Here is a 24097-nt window from a genome sequence, read left to right on the forward strand (position 1 = left end):
TGCCCATCGCAACTCGAACTATGCCGCCGTCCGGAACGCCGTCGAGAACGCCTCGGCGATGCCCGCGGCCCGCTCCCGGTACTGGGTGCGGGACAGCTGGGGGTCACCCTGGGCGTACCGCGATGCCAGCCGGGCCAGGGCGTCGGCGCCCTCGTTGAGCAGGTCGCCGGTATGTCCCGGAACCCAGCACAGGTTGATTCTGTTCTGCTGCAGCCGGATCCGTTCCCGCGCCTCGACCAGTCCCGCGGTGCCGCTGCGACGCTCGGTGGTGTAGCCGGCCGGCAGCGTGTCCTCTCCGGCCATCCACTTCTGCAGCATCGTGATCGCCTCGCGGCTGTCGGTGAGTACCGTCAGCGACCGCTGCGGCAGGTGGCGTATTGCATTGTCGATGGCGCGCAGCTCGGAGATCAGCACCGCGCTGGTGCCGACCTGCCAGCCTGCGTGCGGGAAGCCGCGCAGGTCGAAGTCGCCGCTGTCGGCCAGCCAGCCGTACCCGGTGAATTTGCCGCGCACCGAGCCGTCAGTGGCCACCACCAGCGGCGGGCCCTCGACCGGTGCTGCGGGCTGCAGCCCGCCCGCGGCGGCTGTCATCAACGCCTGATCGAAGGGGCCTGGTGCCTCGATCGACACCCCCGGCAGCAGCATTGCCACCTCCGATGCGTGCGCCCACAGATGACTGTCCGCATCCAGGTCCACCAACAGCCGCACCCGGTCCCGAACGGTGCTCTGCGCCCGGATCTGCGCCGCCGCGTCCAGCACGGCGGTCTCCAGATTGGGTGCATTCACACGTCCGGACCAGGAGTGATCGCCGTCCACCGCACAAAACTGTGTTTCGCCGTCCACGGTGTCCACCTGCAGCGCAATGGTGCGGATCGGTCGAGTGTTCATGAATTCCCCCAGGTCAATGATGTGGAGGAAACCTACGGGAGGCCACCGACAAAAACGCCCACCGGTGCCGCGCCACCCAGCGCGACAATCCCTCAGCGCAGCCGGTCGCCGGCCTGTTTGTCGACCACCCTGCGGGCAACGCGGTCGGCGGTCCCGGTCTCGCGGCGGGTGAGGGCGCCGTGGCGCTGGACCCGGTCCCGGTAGTCGGCGAAGGCAGCAACCCGGGCGGCCAGCAGCGCGATGGCCTCCTGACGCTGCTGCTTCTCCTCGGCGATGAGGACTCTGATCTCAGGGTCGTCGCGCAGATGACCCCGCTGCAGGTTCTCCGATTCCTCGCGATCGGTGGCGATCTGCCGGGCACTGGCGCTGATCTCGGCGAGTTCATCCCACAGGTCGATCGGGACGAAGGCGGTCGAGCTGGCCTCCCACGCCGGATCCTGCTCGATCTCGGAGGCAATCTTCGCAGCGCAATAGGTCAGCGTGCCTTCATCACAGGTGATCATGGTGTTGATGGTGTCCGCGTCCGCCGAGTGGAGGGCCTGGGCATGTAGACGCTGGTGCGCCGCCTCCGCCCGCTGCTTCAGGTCGCGATACCGCTGCACGGTTGCATCGGTGGTGTGCGCAACGGTGACCATCACGCCCACCGCCCCGATCAGCAGCCCACCGGCCACCACAACGAGGGGCACCTGCTCCGACGACATCCCGATGAGGGCGATACCGACCGCCAGCGCCATCAGCACCCAGCTGAACTGCTGGGTCCGCTCGCGGAGCCGCAACTCGTACGGGATGGCGAGCGACTGTGGGTTGGGGAGACGGCGGTCGCCCCGGTACCGGGCGGCGACAAACGCGAGGTACTTCCTGTCCGGTGCCGTCTTGGGGGAGACACCCGTCAACCGTTCCCAGCGCGACGGCATGTTCGACCGCCCGAAGACGTCCTTGGGCGCGATCTCGCGCCGCGCCGCCGTCGACTCTGGTTCCAACATCCCGGTGCCCTCCTCCCCACGACGATAGCCGCGGCTTCGAAGCGGCAGGGTGGCTCAGCCTCGCATCACGATCACTGGTCGCTGCGCGGCCTGCACCAGCGTGGTGCTCACCGAACCCAGCAGTGCTGTGGCCAGGGTGCCGCGGCCGTGGCCACCGACGATGATCAACTGCGCCGTCTCGGACTGTTCGACCAGCCGACGCGCAGGCTGATCACGCACCACCACTCGGCGGACCGCGACATCGGGGTGACGCTCGACCCACGGCGCGAGCTGCGCGGTCAGTTTGTCGTCCACGTCCGCCTTCGTGGTGTCCCAGTCGAACCCGGGCAGGTCATAGGATCCGGGTGACCACCAGGCATGCAGGACAACAAGTTCCACCCCGCGGCGGCCGGCCTCTTCGAAGGCCAACGATGTTGCCTGTTCCGAGGACGGTGAGGCGTCGAAGCCCAACAACACCGCACCGTCGGCTGGACGGGGCGTGTCTTCCTCTCGGATGACGGCCACCGGGCAGTGTGAGCGATGCAGCAGCGCCGTGCTCACCGACCCCAGGACGGTCCGGGCGAGGGCGCCGCGCCCATGGCTGCCGACGACCACCAGTTGTGCGTGACGGGAATGCTCGATCAAGGTCGGGGCGGGCGCATCGGTCGCCAGATCCGTTGTCACCGAGACGGCTTCGCCGGTGATCTGCTTCGCCTCCTTGAGGGCGTCGCGCAGGATCTCCTCGCCGTTTTCGCGCTGCCATTCCACCAGGGCGGCGGGCAATGACGTCGACGATGACCAGGTGGCCACCGTGCCCGGAATGGCTGCGTAGACCAGCACCAGCGGGGCTCCGCGGAGCACCGCCTCCTCGGCGGCCCACCGCAATGCGACGGCCGAGCAGGGCGAGTCATCAACGCCGACAATTATTTCGGTTCCCATGTTTCCCTATTCCTCGTGGGTCAGGTCAGGCTTGCGGATACTGGTCCCGTCGAACGAATGCAGGTAGCCGTCGGCGTGCCCGGCCAGCGCGGCCGCCAGCAGGTTCACCGTATCGCGGCCGAACTTCCACGGCGCCATGTCCACCACTGTCATCCGGACGTTCCCGAACTCGGTCGAGGGGTCACCGACCAGCGACGCCACCCCGAAGGCCGGACCGGCTTCGATACCGAACTGCTCGAGGATCGGCAGGCAGCGGCCACCGAATCCCTGTGGCGCACAAACCAACGAGTCGATACCCGCATCGAGCAGTGAGCGCACCGCGTCCTGCAAGTCGGTGGTGGCCGACGTCAGCGCCAGATCCCGGACCAACGGTTCGACGTGGTGAGCGGCGCACCAATCCAGGTAGCTGTGCCGCACGTCGTCGGCCCACGACGAGAAGAACTGCCGGTCCGAGCCGATGAATCCCGGCTTGCGGAAACCGCCGTCGTGCAACAGGTCCAGCACATCGCGGGCGATCGCAGTGTGCGGAGCCTGGATCACGGCGATGACCGCCGAAGCGATGATCTCCGGCGGCCGCCCCACCGAGATGATCGGGATGCCGGAATCGGCCAGGCGCGCCAGCATCGGGTCTCCGTCGAGGGGGTCGACCGCGATCACGCCGTCGACCTGGAAGTGGCGCGGGCCCACATCGGGATCTCGCGCGAACAACACCAGGTCGGCGTCGTGCTCGGCCGAGCCGTGTGCCGCTCCGAAGGCGAACTCCATGTAGAAGTTGAAGCTCCTGGCGACTGCGGGGATGTAGAGCCCAAATGCCCCGACGGTGCTGCCCCGCAGCTGGCGGGCGGCCCGGTTGGTGACGTAGCCGAGCTCGCGCGCGGCGTCGGCCACCCGCGCGGCGGTTGCGGGGGAGACTCGACCGCCGCCGTGCAGCGCATCGGAAACCGTTGTCTTGGACAGCCCGACATGCTGGGCGATCTCGATGATCGTCACTCGCCGGGCAGCCATGGGGTCATCGTAGTCAGTTGTTAACTCTTGATTTCGGAACGCGCCATTCACGATTTCCCCCTTGACATCAGAACCGTGTGACGCCAGTCTCAACACAGTGCCGGAACGTTCCGGCAAAAGGAGACGGATGAAGGCCAACGACGCCACACGCCCACCGAAGACAGCCAGCGCGAAGATCATCATCGCGCTGGCCATCCTCAACTTCGTGCTGCTGCTCTTCCCGCCGCTGACCTGGATCCTCGGCCACGGTGCGGTCTGGTACTTCCTGCTCACCGGCGTCGTCGGGGTGCTCTCGCTGGTGATCATGTACGCCCTCGACAGCTCCGCCGGGGAAGGCTGACATGAACATCCTCATCGGCTACGGCGGCGTCGCCGTCTTCCTCGGGATCCTGTTCGTGGTGTTGCAGCGCACCAAGGACAGCGCTGACTTCAGCGAATACGCCACGGCAGGAAGATCTTTCGGCCCGGTGTTCTCGTCGATGGCATTTGTCAACACCTGGCTGCCGGGCACCATCTTCATCGCCTTCGCCGGCTACGCGGCGAGTGCGGGCGCCATCGGTTTCTACTTCGTCTCCTACTCGATCCTGGCCGTCGTGCTGATGTTCCTGCTGGCCAGGCCCGTCCACGAGTGGGGCAAACGATTTGACCTGCGCACCCAGGCCGATCTGCTGGGCCTGCGCTACGGCTCCACCGCGGTCCGGGTGATCGCGGCCGTCATCGGCGTGATCGCGTCGTTCCCGTGGATCGTGCTGGGCATGCAGTCGCTGACCCTGGTATTCAGCTTCCTGTCCTTCGGGGCGGTGCCGGTCGCGGCGGCCACCCTGATCGGCATCGCCGTGCTGATGCTGCGGCAGTGGTGGACGGTGCGGTTGGGGGCTCGCGGCCTGGTCACCAGCGATCTGGTCCAGGGGATCATGGCCTACCTGGTCGGCACCCTGCTGATCCTCGGGCTGCTCACCTGGCTTCTGACCAACGGCCACGGCTTCGGTGAGGTGGACTCCAGCTTCTTCACCCTGCCGGGGCCTGGCAGCGCCGAGGGTCCGCTGTACCTGTTCGCCTTGGTGGCCACCGGCGCGCTGGGCGGCTGGTGCTGGCCCGACATCTTTGTCCGCCTGTTCGCCTCCAACAGCACCCGCACGATCAAACGGGCCGCCGTGATGGCCTCGCCGCTGTTATTGATCTTCGGTTCGTCGCTGTGCCTGCTCGCGATGGCGGCCTCAACCCTGCCGGGCGTCTCCGAGGCCCCGGACGAGGTGTGGTTCCTGACTGCTTCGGTGGGCGGGCCGGTGCTCCTGACGCTCGCCGGGCTCTGTGTGCTGGCCGCGACCATGGGTAACGTCGGGGCCAACCTGCAGGCGCTCGGCGCCCAGGTGGCCAACGATGTCGTCGGCGTCGCCCGCGGCGCCCGCGTCGAGGATGCCCGCACCGGCAAGATTGCCGTCGGGGTCCTGACGCTGCTCGCCGGTGCGGTCGCGGTGGCGACGACGGATGTGCTGTCCTCAGGGATGGTGGCGTTGGCGCAGGTGTCCTATCAGGGCATCGTGCAGCTGGCGCCGACAGTGTTCCTCGGGATCTTCTGGCGCCGCGGCACCGCGGCGGCGGCCTGCTCGGCGATGGTGCTGGGTTTCGCGACCGCCTGCGTGTTGCAGGTGATGTACCCGATCGCGATCCCCGCGCTGGGTGGTCTCACCTCCGGGGTGGCCGCGCTGGTGGTCAACTTCGCCGTCTACCTGGCGGTGTCCTACGCGATGCCCGCCTCGTCCGATGAAAAGGACCGTGTGGACCAGCTTTTCGACTCCCTGCACACCCCAGAAACCGAAGGGCAACTGCAATGACTGCACAACGACGGACCGGCTACGTCTGGCATGAACGCTACGCCTGGCACGACACCGGCTCCCACGTCGGCATTGCCCCGTCCGGCGGTTTCAACCAACCCCACATGACCTTCGAGAGCGCCGAATCAAAGTCCAGAATGGCTGGGCTGGTGGAAGTCTCGGGCATGATCGACCAGCTGGTCCGGGTGAAACCGCGCTGGGCGTCCAAGGATGACCTGCTGCGAGTGCACGAGGCGGCCTACGTCGAGCGCATCGAACGGGACAGCAACGCCCGCGGCGGCGACGGCGGCGACGGATTCACCCCATTCGGTCCGGGCTCCTACGACATCGCCCGGCTGGCGGCCGGTGGCACCATCGCCGCCGCCGAAGCCGTGCTCACCGGCACCGTGGACAACGCCTACGCCCTGGTGCGTCCGCCCGGTCACCACGCCCGACGTGACACCGGGATGGGCTACTGCCTGTTCTCGAACGTCGCTGTGGCCATCGAATACGTACGCGAGCAGTTCGGCGTGCAGCGAGTGGCGATCGTCGACTACGACGTCCATCACGGCAACGGCGCCGAATCCATCTACTGGGACGACCCGAACGTACTGGCCGTGTCGCTGCACCAGGACCGGCTGTTCCCACTGGACACCGGTGCCGTCACCGCCACCGGTGGGCCGGGCGCCGAGGGCACCAACATCAACGTCCCGCTGCCGGCCGGCTGCGGCAACGGCGCCTACCTGGCGGCGATCGAGCGGGTTGCGGTGCCCGCGGTGACGAGCTTTCGGCCCGAGATCATCTTCGTCTCCAGCGGATTCGACCCCGGAGCCGTCGACCCCCTGGGGTGTATGACCGTGACATCCGGCGGATTCAAGGACATGGCAACAGCTTTGGTGTCGCTGGCCGATAACGTCTGCGGGGGAAAGATCGTGTTCTCCCACGAAGGCGGCTACTCGCCGGTGCACGTCCCGTTCTGCGGGCTGGCGGTACTGGAAGCACTCACCGGACACGAGACCGGAGTACCCGACCCCTTTGCAGAGAGCTTCGATTCCTCACCGGCGCACCTGCTGCAACCGTGGCAGGATGCGGTGATCGCACAGGCGGCGCTGATCGCCGAGGCACTGCGGCTGTAACAGACCCACGGAGCTACCGGCGGGCGACCAATACCGGCACCTTGGCGTGATTGGCCACCGCCGAACTCACCGAACCCAGCAGCATGCCCGAAAATCCGCCCCGACCATGGCTGCCCAGCACCACCAGCTGGGCGCGTTCGGACTGCAACAGCAGCTGCGGCGCCGGCCGGTCGAAGGCGATGACACGCTCGACGTGTACATCGGGATAGCGTTCCTGCCAGCCGGCCAGTCGTTCCGCCAGGACCACTCGGGCCGCCTGTTGTAGCGGCGCGAAGTCGAAGGCCGGGAAGTCGAGCACACCCGCTTCGCTCCAGGCGTGGACGGCGATCAGGCCGACGCCACGGCGTGACGCTTCGTCGAACGCCATCGCCACGGCCCGCTCCGACACCGGGGAACCGTCGACACCGACGACCACCGGGGCATTTGTGGGCGGTTGTTCGCCGTGGATCACCACCACCGGGCAATGCGCGTGGTGGACCAGCGCGGAACTCACCGATCCCAGCAGGGTGCGTCCCACCGCACCCAGACCGCGACAGCCGACAACAATCAGCGCAGCGTGCCTCGTCAACTCGATGAATGTGGAAATGACAGGGCCGGTGAGCATTTCGGTGTCGGTCTGAACTTCGGCCAGCCCGCGGGATGCCTCGTCGGCCACCCGGACGGCGTCTCGCAGGATCGTGCGGCCCCGGGTCGCCTGCCACTCGGTGAACCCCGGTACCGTCAGCGGCTCCGACCAGGCCATCACCGCCGCCGGTGCCACGACATGGATCAACGTCAGGGGGGCGGTGTGCAAGGCGGCCTCACGTGCGGCCCAGGCGATCGCCGCCGCCGACGACGGCGATCCGTCCGCGGCGACGATCACACCCCTCGGAGACTCCGAACCATGTTCTTGGCGGTTTGCAAAGGCAGACATTGTTCTGTCCTCCCTGCCCATCGGACTGGTACTTCCAGGCTAGGACGAGTCGCCCGCCTTGGTAAGGAGTCATCGGTCCCCGATGTCAGGGCAACAAGACCGCCGCGCCCGCCAACCGGCCGGAACTCAAGTCGCGCAGCGCCACATCGGCCTGGTCCAGCGGGTAGTGGGGATGGGTGACCTGGAGGTGGTGGCGAGCGGCGAAGTCGAGGAAGGCACGTGCATCGGTCCGGGTGTTCGAGGTGACCGACCGCAGCTGACGTTCCTGGAACAAGTGCCGCTGATAGCTCAGCACCGGTATGTCGCTGAGGTGGATACCGGCGACAGCGAGTGTGCCGCCCCGGTCGAGTGCTTCGAGTGCGACGGGAACGAGGTCACCGACGGGCGCAAAGAGAATGGCCGCATCCAGCGGCACCGGCGGTCGATCGTAGGCGCCCTGGACAGACGCCGCACCCAGGGAGCGGGCCAACTCCTGCGCCTGCTGCCCGCGGGTCATCACATGGACCTCGGCGCCTTGGGCCAGCGCAACCTGCGCGGTGAGGTGAGCGCTTCCCCCGAACCCGTAGATGCCGAGCTGACCGCCGGCGGGCAGCTCGGCCCGCAACAGCGAGCGGTAGCCGATGATCCCGGCGCACAGCAGGGGAGCCAGCTCGGCGTCGGTGTACCCCGACGGCAACCGGTGTACGTAAGCCGCAGGCGCGGTGACGAACTCGGCGTAACCACCGTCGGCGTCCCACCCGGTGTACCGCGAGTCCGGGCAGAGATTCTCGTCGCCGCGCAGGCAGTAGCGGCACTGCCCGCAGGTGTGCCGCAACCATGCGACACCGACCCGGTCGCCGACGGCGACCTCACCGACAGCGGCCCCGGTGGCGACCACCTCGCCGACCACTTCGTGCCCGGGGATGACATGGGGCCGATGGACCGGGAGGTCACCTTCGGTGACGTGCAAATCGGTGCGGCACACCCCGCAGGCGAGCACGGCGATGAGGACGTCGCCGGCACCGGGAACCGGCACGTCGGCCTGCGTCCACCGGAGCGGGTGGGTGGTGATGGGTCCCGGCGTTTGTACGCGCCACGCCTGCATTGTCCGAGCGGCCATGCTGTGAGTGTCCTCCGACCGGCCGGACGTCGGCTACAGCATGGCGATCTCGTAGTCCCCGATCTGGTCGATCAGCACGCGCAACTGATCCTGCGCCGACCCCAACGTGTGGTCGATCGCGGTCAGCCGGGCCGCGTAGTGCGCCATCGGGTACTCCGCGGTGATGCCGATGCCGCCGTGCAGCTGGACGGCTTCCTGGCTGATGTGGCGGCCGGATCGGGCGATCTGCAGCTTCGCGCGCGCCGCGATCGTCGGGTCAAGCGTGCCGTCGGCGATCGACATCGCGGCATACAGATTCATGCTGCGGGCCAGCTCCAGCGAAACATACATATCGGCGGCGCGCTGTGTCAGCGTCTGGAAGGTGTTCAGAGTGACGCCGAACTGCTTGCGGCTCTTCAGGTATTCCGAAGTCAGCCGCAACGACTCTTCCATCGCGCCCAGCGCCTCGGCGCACAGCCCCGACTGGATCCGGATCAAGGCCCGCTCGATGGCGGCGGAAGCATCGGCAGCCGATCCCAACGGCGCCGCGGGGGAGCGGGCCAGATCGATCTGCGCGCCGCGCTGGCCGTCGAAGGTCCTGAAACCCTGCTTGGCCACCGCGTCACCCTGCACCAGGAACAGGCCGGTGCCGCCGTCGGGCAGTGCGGCCGAGACCACCAAGGTGTCGGCGGTGTCGCCGGCCAGCACCGGGTTCTTGCGCCCGGTGAGCACCCAGGCGTCGCCGTCGCGCTCCGCCGTAGTTGTCACCGTTGCGGTGGCGCCCCGCATTCCCGGTTCGAAGTGGGCAAACGCCAACAACAGTCGGCCCTCGGCCACCTCGTCCACGAGCTGCTTCTGCTCGTCGGTGCCCTGTTCGGCGATCAGCCCACCCGGCGCCAGTGCGGCGTGCAGCACCGGCTCCGGCGCGAGTCGACGACCGATCTCGGTGAGCACCAACATGATCTCGATCTGGCCGGACTCCTCCGGATCGAAGCCCAAGCCGAGAATGCCGGTCTCGGCCAGCTGATTCCACACCTCGCGGCTCCAGCCCAGATCGGAGTCGATGACCTTGTTGCGGCGCTCGACGTCGTAGGCGCGGGTCAGCAGCTCGCGGGTGGTGTCGCGAAGCAGTTCCTGCTCATCGCTGAGTTGAAAGTCCATGATGTCAGCTCACAATCCGAGGATGGTCGACGCGATGATGGTCCGCTGCACCTCGTTGCTGCCGCCGTAGATCGAGGTCTTGCGGTAGTTGAGGTAGTGCGGCGCGCTGGCCTGAGCCCACGCCGGTGAGGCGATGGCGTCGGCTTCGAACGGCAAGACGTCCGCGCCGGCGACCTCCATCATCAGCTCGGTGGCGGCCTGTTGCAACTGACTGCCGCGCAGCTTCAGCACCGACGATGCCGGGTTCGGTGCCCCGTCCTTGGAGCCGGTGGACACCCGCATCTGCGTGAGTTCCAGTGCCAGCAGTTCGTTTTCCAGCTCGGCCAGGCGCGCCGCGAACAGCGGGTCCTCCAGCAGTCCGCGGGCCGCCGCGTGCTTCTTGACGTCGGCCAGCCGCACCTTGGTGGTGCCGACGTGGGCGATACCGGTGCGCTCATTGCCCAGCAGGAACTTCGCGTATGTCCAGCCCTGGTTTTCCTGCCCGACGAGCTGGTCGGCAGGTACCCGGACGTCTTCGAAGAACACCTCGTTGACCTCGAAGCTGCCGTCGATCAGCTTGATCGGACGCATGGTGATGCCCGGGGTGTCCAGGTCGATCAGCAGGAACGAGATACCGGCCTGGCGCTTGGGTGCCTGCGGGTCGGTGCGCACCAGGCAGAAGATCCAGTCGGCGAACTGGCCCAGCGTGGTCCAGGTCTTCTGCCCGTTGACCACATAGGTGTCGCCGTCGCGGATCGCCGTGGTGCGCAGCGAGGCCAGGTCGGAGCCGGCTTCGGGCTCGGAGAAACCCTGGCACCAGAAGATGTCGAGGGCGGCCGTCGGTGGCAGGAAGCGTTCCTTGAGCTCCTGCGAGCCGAACTCGGCGATCACCGGGCCCACCATCTTGGCGTTGAACGTCAAGGGTTCCAGCACGCTGGCCAGCTGCATCTCGTCCAGCCAGATCTGGTGCTGGGTGGGCGTCCAGTCTTTGCCGCCCCACTCGACGGGCCAGTTGGGGACGGCAATGCCGTGCTCATGCAAGATCTTGTGGCTGGTGACGATGTCTTCGCGTCGCAGATGGCCGCCGAGGCGGGTGCGTTCGCGGAGGTCCTCGGGGAACTTGGTGGTGTAGATGGTGCGGAGTTCGTCGCGGAAGGCGGCTTCCTCCGGGGTCAACGCCAGCTGCATGTGCGGCCTCCCTGCTCGGTGTCGGGCGATCTTGGACCGATGTTGAATACAGGCTAGCCGACCAGTTGGTTGGGCGGTATGCGGGGCTGGGTCAGATTTGTCTCATCGGGGGCTGTGACCGACCAACAAACCACGCCGAGCGCACGTGTTGGTACGCATCCGCCCGGCGTTTTGTGTACCAACACGCGCGCTCGGCGGAATTGGGGGTCACGCGATGAGCAGCCAACCGACACCGAACGCCGTGGCCAGCGATGCTGCAGTGAGCGGGACGCCGAAGCGGAAGAACGTCGCCGTTGTGTAGCCGCCGGGTTTCATCACCATCAGATTGGACTGATGGCTGAAGGGGTTGAGGAAGGTGAAGGAGATGCACGTCCCGATCAGCGTCAGCAGCAGCACCGGGTCCAGCCCGGCCGATGCGGCCACCGTCAGCGCCACCGGAGTCAGGATCGCCGCGGCCGCAGCATTGGTCACCACATTGGTGAGCACGGTGGTTCCCAGCGCGATCACCAGGATCACCAGCGCGGTGTTACCGCTGGACAGGTTCAGGATGGCGTCGGCGATGTGGCCACCCAGACCGCTCTGCACCACGATGGTGCCCAGCCCGATCGACCCGGCGATGATCGCCAGGATGTTCCAGTTCAGCGCACGTACTGCCGAGCGCGGTGTCAGCACCTTGGTCACCACCATCAGGGCAGCGCCGGTGACGGCGATCAACTCGATCGGGGCGGCACCTACCGAGCCGGCGACGATGACCGCCGCCAGGATGGCCAGTGCGATCCAGGTCTTGTTGGTCTGCGGAGCCTTCCCCGCCACCTTCTGCCACACGCCGACCAGTTCGTGGTCGCGTAACGTGCCAGTGGATCGTGTTGTCACCAGGCATTTCTCGCCGGCGCGGGCGGGTGCGTCACGCAACAGCTGGTCGGTCTGAGCGGCGATCACCTGGATGTCGTCGTTCTCTTCGAGGTCGCGGATGGTGGCCTGCTCATCGGTGGCGATGGACACGGCGAACAAATCCTGGCGGATCTGGCCGAACCGCGGGCTGCCCCAGAGCATCCGGACCCCGGATTCGGTGGCGCGGTAGATCAGGACATCACCATCCTCGATGACGGCCTCGGCATCGACGCGCTCACCCCAGCGCTGGATTTCGATCAGTTCGTAGTCGGCCGTGGTGTGAACCCCGAGGCCGACGGCGGTGCGACCGATCAGGTTGGCCCGGCCCGCGACGGGAATCTCGGCACGCCAAGACAATTCGTGACTCTGATCCGGAGTGTGACCCTTGAGCATCAGCGGTGCGGTGACCAACAGCACCAGCCAGCCGACGATCGCCACCGGAACCGCGATGGGCACCCAAGAAAACATCGTCAATTGGATTCCCGCGGGGGCGGCCAGCCCCGCGATCAGCAGATTCGAGCTGGTGCCGATCAGTGTGGCCGACCCGGCCAGGGTGGTGGCGTGCGCGATCGGCAGCAGCACGCTCTTGGCGGGGACGCCGGACTGCTGTTCCAGCTCCTTGGCCGCCGGGATCAGCATGGCCACGATCGGAGTGGTGTTGATCAGTGCGGAGACCACACCGACCGGCGGGATCAGCCGAGCCAGTGCCTGTATCGAGGTGGTGACGCCGGACAACAGGCGATACATCACCCGTGATACCACGCCGGTGTACAGCACGCCCTTGGCGATCACCAGCATGGCTGCGATGGTGATGACGCCGCCGTTGCTCAAACCGGCGAACAGCTCGGCCGGGGTGGCGATGCCGACCAGGCCCGCCACCACCAGTGCGCACAACAGCGCCAACACCGCCGGAACCGTCCCCGTTGTCATCACCACCAACGTGATGGCAACAATCGCCGCCGCCATGATCGCCATGCGACAAAACTATGAGAGTCCGGCCGCCGGCGACCGCGGGGGTGCCGTTGGTCAGTACTGCTGTCAGTACTGCTGTCAGTACTGCTGTCAGTACTGCTGGAGGTGACGTGCGGCGAACTCGGCGGCCTGGGTGGTCATCCCGTTGGCGACATAACTGCTGTGCGCCGCCCGATCGAGGCCGCCGGGGGCGCAGACGGGATCGGCGGTGGCACACAACTCGATGGTCTTCGATGCGTACGGCGCGCCGATCGCGATCGGCGGGGCACCCTGGTGCGCCAGTTGAATGATCCCGGGCGACGGCTTTCCGAACAGCGCCACCGCCGCAACCCGGTCGGCCACCGCGGCGGGCATCGGACCGCTGATCCCCGCAGGGAGCGCAAAACCGGCCGGGACCGAGTCGGAGGTGACGTAGCCGCTGACCGCCGCTCCCTGGGAGTATCCACCGAGCACGATCTCGGTGGAGGGGCAGCGGGCGACCACATCCTGCAGGTGGTTGCTGGCGTCAGCCACGCCGTCGGCGGCGCCTCCGAAGTCCAGCGACGCCGGGTAGTTGACGGCATAGGTCGAGACCGACTGGCCTGGCAGCTGGGAGCGCAGTTCGGACACAAAGGCGTCGCCCATCCGGCCGAGCCCGGCGGGTTCGAAGGTGCCTCGCGCGAACACCACCTCCACGTCGGAACAGCTGCTCGGAGCCGCGGCGGCCACCGGCGTTCCGATGACGGCGCTGGCTGCCGCGACAGCCGCAAACGTGAGCGGGCCCAAGAAGTGGTTCATGGAAATCCTTCGTGTCGAGGAGGCCGAGGCCGGTCAGCCCGGTTGCGGGGCGCTGGCCCCGTTACGGTTGAGAACTTCGCGGTAGCGCGGCGCATTCCAGTGCGACGCAAGCCCGAGCTGTGATACGCGTCTCACCTTCTGTTTCCCTCGCGGTGTTGAACTCCAAAAATTTTGCCGCGCAACCTCATTCGAGTGATCGGAGAGTTTCGATACCGGTGTGTTGCCGGCGAGTACCGTGACGACATGGCGACGGAAATCACGGTGCGGGGATCCTTCTCCGAGTTTCAGCAACCCGAGCGGGCGACGGTGCATGCCGCCGTCGACTTCGAGGGACCCGACATGCAGCCGGTGTACGACACAGTGGCGCTGGGGCTGGAAGCGGTCACGGCATCCATCACCCCGATGGTGGACGGACCGGTGACCTGGTGGTCGGCCGGGCAGCTGCGCACGTCGTCGCATCGCCCCTGGAACCAGGACGGCAAGCAGCTGCCGCTGGTCCACCGGGCCGGCGTCGAAGTGGAGGTGAAGTTCCGCGACTTCGCGGCGTTGTCGCACTGGGTCGGTCAGCACGTTGTCGGGACGCCCGGATTCCGGGTGTCCCGGGTGGAGTGGGCATTGACCGAGGTGCGACGCGACCAGCTGCGCGCGCAGGCGTGTACCCGCGCCGTGCAGGACGCGGTGGAGCGTGCTCAGCAGTACGCCGACGCCCTCGGGCTCGGTGCCGTCCAACCGGTGGCCATCGCCGACGCCGGCATGCTCGACGCGCAGTTGCGTCCCGACACCAACGAGGGGCAGGCCTTTGTCCGGGCAGCCTCGGCCGGACATGGCGCCGGGATTGTCGAACTGGTGCCCGAGGACATCGAGGTGACCGCCGCCGTAGATGCCCGTTTCGTCGCGGGCTGACGTGTGGCACCATTTGCTGCAGAATTTCAGGTACGTCAATAATGGCGGCAATGGGCTGGCAGCGTGCGCTGCCGGCAAGAAGGGCGATCGTGATGCGTTTGCGTATGGCTCCCCTGGTGGCGGCGGCGTTGCTGGTGTCGGCGTGTGGCGGTTCCCCTCAGCCGGACGAGGCCCCGACCGTGGACAGCACCGTCGAGGCGACTCCCGAGGTGGCGGCGGCCGAGGTCGAGTCGGTCCCCGATGACGGCGACATGGTGGTCACCTATGAAGAGGCCACCTCACCGGAAGCGCTGAACGGCAAACGGATCATGCAGGACGCCGGGGTGCTCGAAGACCTGGCTCAGAGCGTCAACGAGTCGTTCAACCTGCCCTACGACATCCCGCTGCTCGGTGCCGAATGTGGTGTCGCCAACGCGTTCTGGAGCCCGAGCGATCAGTCGATGACCATCTGCTACGAAGACGCCGACCTGGCCGAGCAGATCTTCATCCAGGCCGGCGACCCCGATCCGGCGGCATCGGCGATCAACACCGAGGTCGCCACCTTCTATCACGAGCTCGGACACATGGTCATCGACCTGTACGACCTGCCGGTGACCGGCCGCGAGGAAGACGTCGCCGATCAGCTGTCCGCCTACGTCATGTTGCAAGAAGACGAGGACGGCAATATCGACCCCGACTCGATCCAGGTGGTCCGCGACTTCGCCCGCGAGTTCCAGGGTTACGCCCAAATGGGTGGTGATGTCGGTGATTCCCAGTTCGCCGATGTCCACTCGCTCAACCAGACTCGGATGTACAACCTGCTGTGTTGGGTGTACGGCGCCGACTCCGAAGGCAGTGCAGACATGGTCGACAACGGCGAGCTGCCGGCCGATCGTGCCGACGGCTGCGAGGACGAGTACGCCAAGATGCAATACGCGTGGGCATCTCTGTTGGAGCCCTACCTGAAGGGCTGAGAATCAGCGCGGGGGGTGCAGCCATCGGCCGGCTACACCCCGGCGGGCACCTTGGTGCTGTTGGCGGTCATCTCCTGACGCAGGGCGGTGAAATCGCTGATGGTCTTGGTGGCCACGGTGGCGACCGGCCGGGCGTTGCGGCCATTGGCTTCGGTCTTGGACACCATCACCACACTGTCGATATAGGGCTGGATGGTGGTGGCGTTCTGCACGGTGGCGACGATGACCAGCTGGAAGCCGAACTTCCGGAACGCCTGCAACGCCTGCGACGCGAACTGCGGGTCAGACTTCGAGAACGCCTCATCGAGCATCAACTGCGCAAAAACCGGTTTGTTGTCGGCACTTTCGGGACTGGCCAGGTTGAAGCTCAGCGCACCGGCCAGACAGAAGGCCATCAGCTTCTCCTGCTCGCCGCCGGAATTGTCACCGGCATTGCTGTGCGTCCGGATCAGTTCTTCGGTGCGCACATCCCACTCGGCGCAGTCGAAGGTGAACCGGTTACGCACATCGAGAGCGTCACGGGTCCAGGCCTTGTCCTCCGGTGCGGTGGAGGCCAATCGGTTACGCAACCGCAGGATGTCGGCGTACTGGTCCAGGATGGCCTGCTTGTCGCCGAGCCCCACTTCGGCGATCCGCCGCGAGATGGCCTTGACGATCTCGGTGAGCTCATTGACCGCGGACAGCGATCGTGGGGTGGCCCGCAGTGTCAGCCGAGTGCCGCGATTGAACTCCACCGACCCCAGTCCGGTGTTGACGCGGGCGATCTGGTCGCTGATGCGACGGGTTTCCTGCTCGGCCACCCGGTGCAGCGTCAGGATCGCATCCGGGGCCTGCTCGGTGACCAGGCGCATCATCCGCTCGTAGGCTTCCGGCAATTCCCGCTCGTCGATGTGCCGGCACAGCGCCACGTAGTCGTGGACCCGCTCGTCGAACACGTCGCTGTCGTTGGGGATCGCGTCGGGGAATGCGGTGTCGAAAGTGTTCAGGATCCGCGCCAGCTCGTCGTAGGAGCGCCGGCGGCTTTCACGCAGCTGCTCGCGTTCGCGGCGGATCGCCCCGAACAACGCGTCACGGTGCGGCTCGGGGTTGAGTAGCTCCAACGTCACCGGTACCTCGGCGCCGTAACGGTGCAGCAGCTCGGTCAGCGGCTCGGACACAAACGCCGGGGTCAGCCGCTCCTGGAGTTCCAGGAGCTGGGTCCGGCGGTAATCCAGATCGTCGCGCCGGGTCTGGATGGCGCCGCGGCGCGTCATCAACGTCTGGATCTCGGTCCAGCACTCCTCGGCGCGTTCCGAGAGCGCCTCGATATCGGGGTGATCGGCCAGCAGGATCTCGAACTGCTCGCGCAGCCGGTCGGCGTGTTTGTCGGCGGACTCGGTGTCGATGTGGTTCCACTGCGGGAACTGCTCGCAGATCGCCTTGCACGCCGCGGCCCGGTCGCGCCACTGCTGGCGCCCGGTGGCGATATCGTCGGCGGCGCGGCGGGCCTGCTGATAAGCGTCCTCGGCGTTGCCGAGATCGACTGTCAGCGCGTCGATCTTGGCAGCGACATCACCCTGGTAGATGTACTCCGCCTGCTTGAGTGGACGCCGGTCGTCCTTGATGGCCAACCGGTCCGAATCCTTGTAGAGGCCGGTATCGGTGACCGCGCGGCGGAACCGTGGGAACGCGTCGGGGGAGTCGACACAGATGTGGTCACCGGCGGCGGCCACCACATCGGCGGCCTCGGCCGCGCACTGATGGGTGGGGTCGACGACAAAGAGCTTGCCCGCCAGGGTGTTCGGCTCGATCTCGGGGACCGCCTGCCCCAAGAAGCTCTGCCGCACATGGTGTAGCTGCAGTCGGCCGCGCATATTGGTCTCGTTGACAAATCGCAGCACCGCGGCATAGTGCCGATCCGGGACCAGCAGCCGCAGGCCGACGCCACGCAGCACTTTCTCCACGGCGATGCGCCAGCGGCTCTGCTCGGGTCGCAAGTCCAGCAGCTCGGCGATATAAGGCAGGTCGCGAGCATCCAGTCCCAGTGCAGAGCAGATGAATTCGCGCATCGTGATCGCGGATTCGGGAAGAGCCGAGCCGACGTGCTCGACACGTTTGAGTTCCTTGGCGGCGTCATCGCGGGCCATCCGCGCCACCTTCTGCGTGTACTCGGCGTCGGTGGATGCCTCCCGGCCGCGGTCCAGCCTGGCCAGCAGTTCGGTGGCCTGGTTGGTGAGTTCCTCGCGCAGGTTCCAGAACTCGTCGGCGGTGTCCGGGATATCGAGATCCTGGGTGGTGATCATCGACTCGTAGGCGGCGCGCCGGCGCGACACCTCCTCGGCCTGAGCCTCGGCGGCGGCGACCTGCGACTGCAGCGGCCCGATGCTGGAACTCGAACCGCTGATCTGAGCGTTGAGCGAATCCGCTTCGGCCTTGGCCAGATTCAGTGAGCGAGTGACATCCTCGTACTCGTTGCCGAGCTGGTCGATGGTGGAATCCAGCGAGTCGATCTGCGCCGGGCACTGCGACAGCCGCACCCTGTCGGTGTAGGCGCGCACCATCGGCGCGTCGACGAGGTCGATGATGCCGAGGTCCGAGGATTCCGAGGCATAGCGCTGCTGGATCTTCTCGATGTCGCCGAGGATCTTGCGCTTGCGCTGCGCCACCGCCAGCAACTCGCGGGCCTCCACCAGCGGATCGATCTGTTTGAGCGCCTCGGGCAGGCGGGCCAGGCTGTCGGGCTCGTCGAGCATGAATTCGCGGACGAACTGCTCCAGCCCGCCAACGCTTTTCAGTGACTTTGCTTTACCGAGCAGCTGCTGGGCGGCATCCGAGGCGCGGATGCCGATGGTGGCGTACAGCTGGGCCAGATATTGCGACTCCACCTTGGTGGAGAACCGCCAGTTGTCATCTTTGAACACCCCGGCATCGAACCGGCCGGATGCCCAGCGGTTGCAGACTTCCTCGATGTCGCGGTCGCCATCGGCCAGCACAAAGCGGCTGGAGGAATCCGAACGGGACTCGCCTGTCAGCCATTTGAGCACCAACCCGGTGACGGTGCGGCCGGTGTTGCTGGTGTAGGAGACGGCGATGGCCGACCAGGCGGCCCCGTCGCCCCGCAGGTACATCACCTTCGACGTGCCACCGTCGCTGCGCTGACCCCAAGCGCCGCGGACGTACTTGTCGACGGTGCGCCGGCCCGCGCTGGAACCCGCGGCCGAGTTGTCGCCGGAGGCGTTGAAGTTGCGCCGGTTGAAGGGCAGGAATCCCAGCGAGATCGCGTCCAGCAGTGACGATTTACCGCTGCCGGAGGCGCCGGCGATCAGCGCGCCGCCCTCGCTGAACGGGATGTCGTGGTACCCGTCGAACACGCCCCAGTTGATGACCTGTAGGCGTGACAGGTGGAACTGCTCAGACATCGAGCTGGACCTCTTCTCCTTGGGGAACCCCGCCGTTGAGCAGCAGCTCGAACTGCTGTTGCAGTTCGGTGATCACCGAGGCCGTCATGATCGCGGTGATCACCGGGCTGACGGTGTAGCTGTCCTCGTCATCGCGGCTGCGGCGCAGGATCTCCAGCCCGGTCAACCGCGCGATGGCGGCGTCGATGCGAGCGGTGAACGTCACGGTGTCGCGGTCGATGTCGTTGAGCACCCCGGAGAACAGGCCGTGCACCTCCTCGCGGCTGATCAGCACTGTCTGGTCGCCGGAGGCGCGCATCATCTGCGCCAGGTGCAAGGCCAGGATCGAGTCGTAGGTGCCCAACGGTTCGCGGCGCAAAAGCTTGACACCCCTGGCAGATTCGTAACGAGCCTGCTCGACGAAGGCCACATCGACGCCATCGACGATGCGCAGCAGCAGATCGAGCTCGCAGAGCCGGATGGTGAGATCCTTGCGGTACTCCAGCACCCAGCTGTACAGGTCCCGGTCGGACTCGGCGCTGATGTATCGACGCGTCAGCAATTGTTGCAGTGCCCAGCAGGCGCGGTCCGGCAGCTCGGAGACATCACCTTCGAACCGTGGCCGGCGCTGGTGTGGGGTGCGGGTGGCTTGGTCGACCTGGGGCAGCGACGAGAAGTCGATATCGGGCTCTGTCACTGCACGGCTCCCACAGCGTTGGAAATCGGTTCGGTGAACATCAGGTGCGGGACCTCCATCTCGCGGTCGCGACCGTCCAGGGACCGGAAGCGGACGGTCGCGGCGGGATGAGCATCCACCGCGTCAGGGTCGGGTTGTTTGAGCGCCCAGGACCACAAGACGATGACGTGGCCGAGATAGGCGGAATCGAGCCGGGCCACCGCATCCGGCAGCGACAGCGGCCCTTCGCTGATGGCCGAGTTGATCATCTCCGACATCGCCGGTGCGTCGACCTGTGTGGTGAGTGCGGCGAAGCTGGTCAGGTCGAGCTCCCCGTGGGCTGCTTGGGCGGGTTTGGGGTTGGACAGGTCGCCGATCCGGAAGCTCAGTGCGCCAACGGAACTGATGGAGTGTCGGGCCAGCGGAAGCTCGATGTCCAGGCGGGAATCGGTCAGTGAGGCCTTGAGCAGGTTGCGGGCGGTGCCGATGGCCTCGTTGAGCTGACGGGCCACACCACGGCTCTGCTCGAGGGTGCCGAACGCGGTGAACCGCTTGACCCGTTGAGCGCAGCGCTGTTGGATGCGTTCCACCTCATCGATCTGATGACCGACGAGCTCGAAGAACCCGGCCATCACCCGGCGCAGCTGCGGGTCCAGGGCCGGGAGCGCGTCGGCGACGGCGGCGACGTCGGCCTCGAACTCGGCACGCTGGTCGGGGTCGTTGATCATCCGCAGAAAGGCGCGGTGGCTGTCGCGCCCCTGGGAGTCCCAGGCCTCCTGGTAGTCGGCGTACATCCGGCGCTGCCGGTCGCGGTACTCGAGATTGCTGTCGATCGGCTCGTCGAGGGCGGCGGTGGCCTGCTCGATCATGGTGCCGTACTGGCCGATGTCGGTGATCAGCCGTTCCATCTGCAGCGCGATGGCGCGCGCTTCGTCATAGGAATCGGTGAGGTCGACGTCGAGGTGGGTGTCGTCGGGGCCCCCGAGCCCGGCCTCCAGGGCGTCGAGCTCGCGGCGCAGGACCTCGATCTCGGCTTCGATGCTCCTGCGCACCCGTTCGGGATCGTTGCCGACCCGCAGCGCGATCTGTTTGAGTCGCGCGGCGATCCCGTTGATGGAGCCGCCGGTGGCGATGGTGTCCTGGCGGCGCATGCCCCGCAGGAAGTCCAGGGCGCGGCGTGCCTCTTGGGTGAGATAGCAGAGATTGCGCTCGTGGCCGGATCGCGTGTCGGCAACGCGATGCAGCCAACCCTGGCTGGCCCACGACTTGATGAGGCTCAACCCGGACTGGCCGTCGGGGTGCCCCAGCCCCTCGAGGTCGCGCTCCAGCGCGACCACCAGCTCGGTCTCCACCACCACTCCGGCGCTGAGGTGGCGTTCCATCAAGGTGGCGTAAACACCCAGGTTGAGCGTGGCCAGGAGGCGGATCGTCGGGGAGCTCTGGATGTCACGGTTGAGTTCGAGAAGGTCGGCAGCCGACAGCGGCTCATCGTTTCGCTGGCCGTCCACCACTCTCCCTCCCGATGTTGTGCCTTGGAACCGTCCAAGATAGGCGACCTCGCGGCGGTCGCGCTCCGTCGGGGCGGCGTGTTGGGGATAACCCTGGTCACGTGGCGGGTGGCAGGTGGAACAGGCGTTACTCAGGTCTCTGGCGTCTCGTCCTGCTCATTTGCCCCAGAAGTTGCGGGGCTCTACCTGTCCTGGCGGCGCGAGCGTCGTGAGCGTCCACCGTGAGCGGCCCCGGTGTGCATCGAGACAGAAGCCACACACACTGTTCTGCCCACTGCGTCGCTGCCAGGTCTGCTTCGATGATGTGGCTCGATCAGGACGGCCCGGCCGACTCCGGTGGGCGACTTTGCTCGATCGCACTTGAAACGGTGCCGACCGCGCTGTGTTACGGCCGTCACGCAGCGGGGAAGCGATATCGACAAGTGTGGTCGCACTCACCGCCGATGGCGGCGAGCGCGCTCCATAACCGGAGATATGGTGGGCTGATGTCCAGCTCGACCAGTGTCAGACAGGAGCGTCGACGCAGACCCAAGGACCGTAAGGCGCAGATCGCCCGGGCCTCGGCCGAGGCGTTCAGCGAGCTCGGCTATCACGGCGTCAGCATGGAGGACATCGCCGGGCGCGTCGGAGTGACGGCGGCCTCGCTGTACCGACACTATGCGGGTAAATACGCCCTCTTCCAGGCCGCGGTGCTCGGCATGGGCAAAAACATGGTCGACATCACCGCCTTCCTGGACGACTCCGACGCCGAGCCCGAGGCCATGTGGGACCGCGCGGTGTCGGCCTTGATCGAGTCGGCGCTGAAGAACCGCAACAGCGGTGGGCTGTATCGCTGGGAGGTGCGGTTTCTCGACGCCGCCGACCAGCAATTCCTGGACGAGCAGATCACCGTGGTGAACCGGAGGTTGCAACGGCCGATCGAGTTGTTGCGGCCGGAGCTGCCGAGTCGGCACCGCACGATCCTGGCCTCGGCGGTGCTCAGCGTCATCGGCAGCATCACCGACCACCACGCCCGGCTGGCGACCGACCGTATCCACGCCACCTTGGCGCGGATCGCCCGCGACATCAGGGACATGGAACTGCCCCCGGCGGCGCCACGCGGAGTGGCGCCCCGCCGCAGGGCGGTCGGGGCCGCGGCCGGTGAGTACGAGCAGATCCTGCAGTCGGCGATGCTGTTGTTCAACGAGCGTGGCTTCCGGGACACCAGCATGGAGGACATCGCCGCCGCAGTCGACATGTCCACCACCGGGATCTACCGCTTCTTCCTCAGCAAGGGAGCGATACTGGCCGCGCTGTTCCGGCGGGGAGCCGACCGGGTGTCCGGTGATGTCGCCGAGGTGCTCGCCAGCGCCGACGATCCGCGGGAATCGGTGATCGGCCTGGTCGACTCGTATGTGCGGCGCTCGATCGCCAGCCCCGAACTGGCCTTCGTCTACTACGCGGAGCGCGCCAACGTCCCCGCCGAGGACCAGGCGGCGATCCACAGCATGCAACGCGCCACCGTGGAGGCCTGGTCGAGCCAGGTCGCCGCGGCTCACCCCGAGCTGGCAGCGGACGAAGCACGTTTTGCGGTCCAGGGTGGCTATGCGCTGGCGGTCGATGTGGGCCGGCTGCTGCGGCACGAGGACCCGGAGTCGGCGATTGCCATTCTGCGGCGGCTGATGTTGACCACGCTGCTGGGGCTGAACACCGGTCCCCGGTCGCTTTAGTCTATGAATTGGGCCATGGCCCGCGATACCTCTGCCACCGCCGTCGTCCGACTGCACCCGGTGCCGGCCGATCGGTTGCAAGTCTGGTTCGACCGGGTCCGCGCGGCGGCCGCGGCGAAGCCCGGTTTCACGGCGCTTCGGTTGGCGCACGCCGGCGGAGCACGGGAACGCGCCGCCGCCATCACCTTCGATACACCTGATCATCTCAACGACTGGCTGGGCTCGCCGGAGCACCGGGAAGCATTTGCGATGGGTAACGCCGAAGGGGTGCTGAGCAGTTCGTCGGTGCTGCTGGTGGGCGACGGTACCCGCCTCCCTCCGGGTACCGCGGTGTTTCGGCACGATGTGATCCCGGACCGCACAACGGAATTCATCGCCGCTGAGGAACAGATCGCCCAGGCCACCGCCAAATGTGCGGGGTTCGATTCCCTGATCCTGTTGTCGCCGCTACCCGGCCAGGACCAATGGATGTCGATCCTGAGTTTCCATACCGACGGGCAGCTGGCGACCTGGCTGGCGTCGGAGGAACGCGCGCAACGGGTTCCGTATCTGCGGTCGACGCTGACCAAGGACTTTTCCATCGATGCGCCCTTCGGGTCGATCCTGCGGGTGACCGACGGCAAGCCGCGGGTGACGCCGAAATGGCGGACAGCGATGCTGATCGTGTTGGTGCTCTATCCGACGGCTATGACCGTCACTCACCTGATCGCCCAGTTCTGGAGTGAACACGGCGCGCACCCATGGTTGTCGACGTGGCTGACGCAGGTGGTGTGCGTCGCAGCGATGACCTACGCCCTGATGCCGCTGGCCACGCGCGCCTTTGCGCGTTGGCTCGACCCGGTGACGGGCGGGTCGCTGCGAGTCTCTGCCACCGGAGCGCTGGTCGTGCTGGCCTGCTACGCCGCCTGCCTGACGCTGTTCGCGTGGGTATCACCTTGAGTGGGTGAATAGGTGTTTGCTCACAATCGGTCTTCCCGGGAATATCCCTGAATCTGTCCGCAGTGTGGCATCTAGATGCTGCCAGTGGCCGCTCAATTGCTGCCAGCGGAATTAAACCCGTGAGCTGCGAGTTCTACCTGGCATACCGGATCGGAACCCCTCCCGAGACGATTACCGCAGGTATCTAGGAAAGAAGCAGAAGATGAAGAAGTTCGGATTTGCCACCATTGCCGCTACCGCTTTGACCGCCGGCGCCCTCGGCTTGGCCGCCCCCGCGCTGGCCGCGCCCACCGGAGCGGGTAACGCCCAAGACACCATCAGCAGCCTGC

Annotated in this window: 20 protein-coding genes; 7 read left to right on the forward strand and 13 right to left on the reverse strand. The window is 66.7% G+C overall.

The window, feature by feature from the left end; translation table 11 throughout:
* Nucleotides 1-18 precede the first annotated feature (18 nt).
* The 4 genes from WBB07_RS27240 to WBB07_RS27255 all read right to left on the reverse strand — a co-directional run bounded on the left by WBB07_RS27240 (nucleotide 19) and on the right by WBB07_RS27255 (nucleotide 3794).
* On the reverse strand, nucleotides 19-888 hold the full coding sequence (locus tag WBB07_RS27240) for a ribonuclease H family protein (protein WP_526312474.1): 870 nt from the start codon (nucleotides 886-888) through the stop codon (nucleotides 19-21).
* Between the two features lie 92 nt (nucleotides 889-980).
* Nucleotides 981-1871 carry a hypothetical protein gene (locus WBB07_RS27245; RefSeq protein ID WP_526312476.1) on the reverse strand — a complete coding sequence of 297 codons (891 nt, stop codon included), beginning with the start codon at nucleotides 1869-1871 and terminating at the stop codon, nucleotides 981-983.
* Between the two features lie 54 nt (nucleotides 1872-1925).
* Entirely contained in the window at nucleotides 1926-2789 is an 864-nt protein-coding gene (locus WBB07_RS27250) for a universal stress protein (protein WP_526312478.1), read from the reverse strand.
* Nucleotides 2790-2795: 6 nt separating this feature from the next.
* Nucleotides 2796-3794 (reverse strand): LacI family DNA-binding transcriptional regulator, encoded by a 999-nt coding sequence (locus WBB07_RS27255; protein ID WP_526312480.1) that lies wholly within the window; start codon nucleotides 3792-3794, stop codon nucleotides 2796-2798.
* Nucleotides 3795-3921: 127 nt separating this feature from the next.
* Between WBB07_RS27255 and WBB07_RS27260 the strand changes: the two genes are divergently transcribed.
* The 3 genes from WBB07_RS27260 to WBB07_RS27270 are packed head-to-tail and all read left to right on the forward strand — an operon-like array spanning nucleotide 3922 to nucleotide 6744.
* Nucleotides 3922-4134, forward strand: coding sequence for a hypothetical protein (locus WBB07_RS27260; protein WP_526312482.1), 213 nt, complete (start codon nucleotides 3922-3924; stop codon nucleotides 4132-4134).
* Between the two features lies 1 nt (nucleotide 4135).
* Nucleotides 4136-5629, forward strand: coding sequence for a sodium:solute symporter family protein (locus WBB07_RS27265; protein ID WP_526312484.1), 1494 nt, complete (start codon nucleotides 4136-4138; stop codon nucleotides 5627-5629).
* Nucleotides 5626-6744 carry a histone deacetylase-like amidohydrolase gene (locus WBB07_RS27270; RefSeq protein WP_526312486.1) on the forward strand — a complete coding sequence of 373 codons (1119 nt, stop codon included), beginning with the start codon at nucleotides 5626-5628 and terminating at the stop codon, nucleotides 6742-6744. Before WBB07_RS27265 ends, WBB07_RS27270 begins: the two co-directional genes overlap by 4 nt.
* Before the next feature lie 13 nt (nucleotides 6745-6757).
* Here the strand turns inward: WBB07_RS27270 and WBB07_RS27275 are convergent, their stop codons facing one another.
* The 6 genes from WBB07_RS27275 to WBB07_RS27300 all read right to left on the reverse strand — a co-directional run bounded on the left by WBB07_RS27275 (nucleotide 6758) and on the right by WBB07_RS27300 (nucleotide 13703).
* Nucleotides 6758-7657, reverse strand: coding sequence for a universal stress protein (locus tag WBB07_RS27275; protein WP_526312488.1), 900 nt, complete (start codon nucleotides 7655-7657; stop codon nucleotides 6758-6760).
* 85 nt (nucleotides 7658-7742) lie between these two features.
* A complete protein-coding gene (locus tag WBB07_RS27280; RefSeq protein WP_526312490.1) occupies nucleotides 7743-8756 on the reverse strand; it encodes a zinc-binding alcohol dehydrogenase family protein in 1014 nt (337 codons plus the stop codon).
* Nucleotides 8757-8789: 33 nt separating this feature from the next.
* Nucleotides 8790-9896, reverse strand: coding sequence for an acyl-CoA dehydrogenase family protein (locus WBB07_RS27285; protein ID WP_526312491.1), 1107 nt, complete (start codon nucleotides 9894-9896; stop codon nucleotides 8790-8792).
* A gap of 9 nt (nucleotides 9897-9905) precedes the next feature.
* Nucleotides 9906-11063 carry an acyl-CoA dehydrogenase family protein gene (locus WBB07_RS27290; protein WP_526312493.1) on the reverse strand — a complete coding sequence of 386 codons (1158 nt, stop codon included), beginning with the start codon at nucleotides 11061-11063 and terminating at the stop codon, nucleotides 9906-9908.
* A gap of 207 nt (nucleotides 11064-11270) precedes the next feature.
* Nucleotides 11271-12929: an SLC13 family permease gene (locus WBB07_RS27295; RefSeq protein ID WP_526312495.1), complete on the reverse strand. Its 1659-nt coding sequence runs from the start codon at nucleotides 12927-12929 to the stop codon at nucleotides 11271-11273.
* A gap of 87 nt (nucleotides 12930-13016) precedes the next feature.
* A complete protein-coding gene (locus WBB07_RS27300) occupies nucleotides 13017-13703 on the reverse strand; it encodes a cutinase family protein (protein ID WP_526312497.1) in 687 nt (228 codons plus the stop codon).
* 243 nt (nucleotides 13704-13946) lie between these two features.
* Here WBB07_RS27300 and WBB07_RS27305 point away from each other — a divergent pair, with 243 nt between their 5' ends.
* Together WBB07_RS27305 and WBB07_RS27310 are read left to right on the forward strand one after the other, a co-directional pair.
* Complete coding sequence (locus WBB07_RS27305) at nucleotides 13947-14606, forward strand: SIMPL domain-containing protein (protein WP_526312499.1); 660 nt, start codon at nucleotides 13947-13949, stop codon at nucleotides 14604-14606.
* Between the two features lie 92 nt (nucleotides 14607-14698).
* Nucleotides 14699-15559, forward strand: coding sequence for a DUF4344 domain-containing metallopeptidase (locus WBB07_RS27310; RefSeq protein WP_526312511.1), 861 nt, complete (start codon nucleotides 14699-14701; stop codon nucleotides 15557-15559).
* Nucleotides 15560-15591: 32 nt separating this feature from the next.
* Here WBB07_RS27310 and WBB07_RS27315 read toward each other — a convergent pair whose 3' ends face one another.
* Genes WBB07_RS27315 through WBB07_RS27325 form a run of 3 tightly spaced genes read right to left on the reverse strand, consistent with a single transcriptional unit; the run spans nucleotide 15592 to nucleotide 21120 of the window.
* The gene (locus tag WBB07_RS27315) at nucleotides 15592-18957 is read right to left on the reverse strand and encodes an ATP-binding protein (protein ID WP_526312501.1); all 3366 of its coding nucleotides are present in this window, start codon (nucleotides 18955-18957) and stop codon (nucleotides 15592-15594) included.
* Nucleotides 18950-19633: a DUF4194 domain-containing protein gene (locus WBB07_RS27320; RefSeq protein WP_526312503.1), complete on the reverse strand. Its 684-nt coding sequence runs from the start codon at nucleotides 19631-19633 to the stop codon at nucleotides 18950-18952. The genes WBB07_RS27315 and WBB07_RS27320 overlap by 8 nt, the downstream gene beginning before the upstream one ends.
* Nucleotides 19630-21120 carry a DUF3375 family protein gene (locus WBB07_RS27325; RefSeq protein ID WP_526312505.1) on the reverse strand — a complete coding sequence of 497 codons (1491 nt, stop codon included), beginning with the start codon at nucleotides 21118-21120 and terminating at the stop codon, nucleotides 19630-19632. Before WBB07_RS27325 ends, WBB07_RS27320 begins: the two co-directional genes overlap by 4 nt.
* Before the next feature lie 485 nt (nucleotides 21121-21605).
* Here WBB07_RS27325 and WBB07_RS27330 point away from each other — a divergent pair, with 485 nt between their 5' ends.
* Together WBB07_RS27330 and WBB07_RS27335 are read left to right on the forward strand one after the other, a co-directional pair.
* Nucleotides 21606-22829 (forward strand): TetR/AcrR family transcriptional regulator, encoded by a 1224-nt coding sequence (locus WBB07_RS27330; RefSeq protein WP_526312507.1) that lies wholly within the window; start codon nucleotides 21606-21608, stop codon nucleotides 22827-22829.
* Nucleotides 22830-22844: 15 nt separating this feature from the next.
* Complete coding sequence (locus WBB07_RS27335) at nucleotides 22845-23768, forward strand: hypothetical protein (RefSeq protein WP_526312509.1); 924 nt, start codon at nucleotides 22845-22847, stop codon at nucleotides 23766-23768.
* The last annotated feature ends 329 nt before the right edge of the window (nucleotides 23769-24097 follow it).

The sequence above is a fragment of the Mycobacterium sp. genome (assembly GCF_049647605.1).
Classification (GTDB): domain Bacteria; phylum Actinomycetota; class Actinomycetes; order Mycobacteriales; family Mycobacteriaceae; genus Mycobacterium.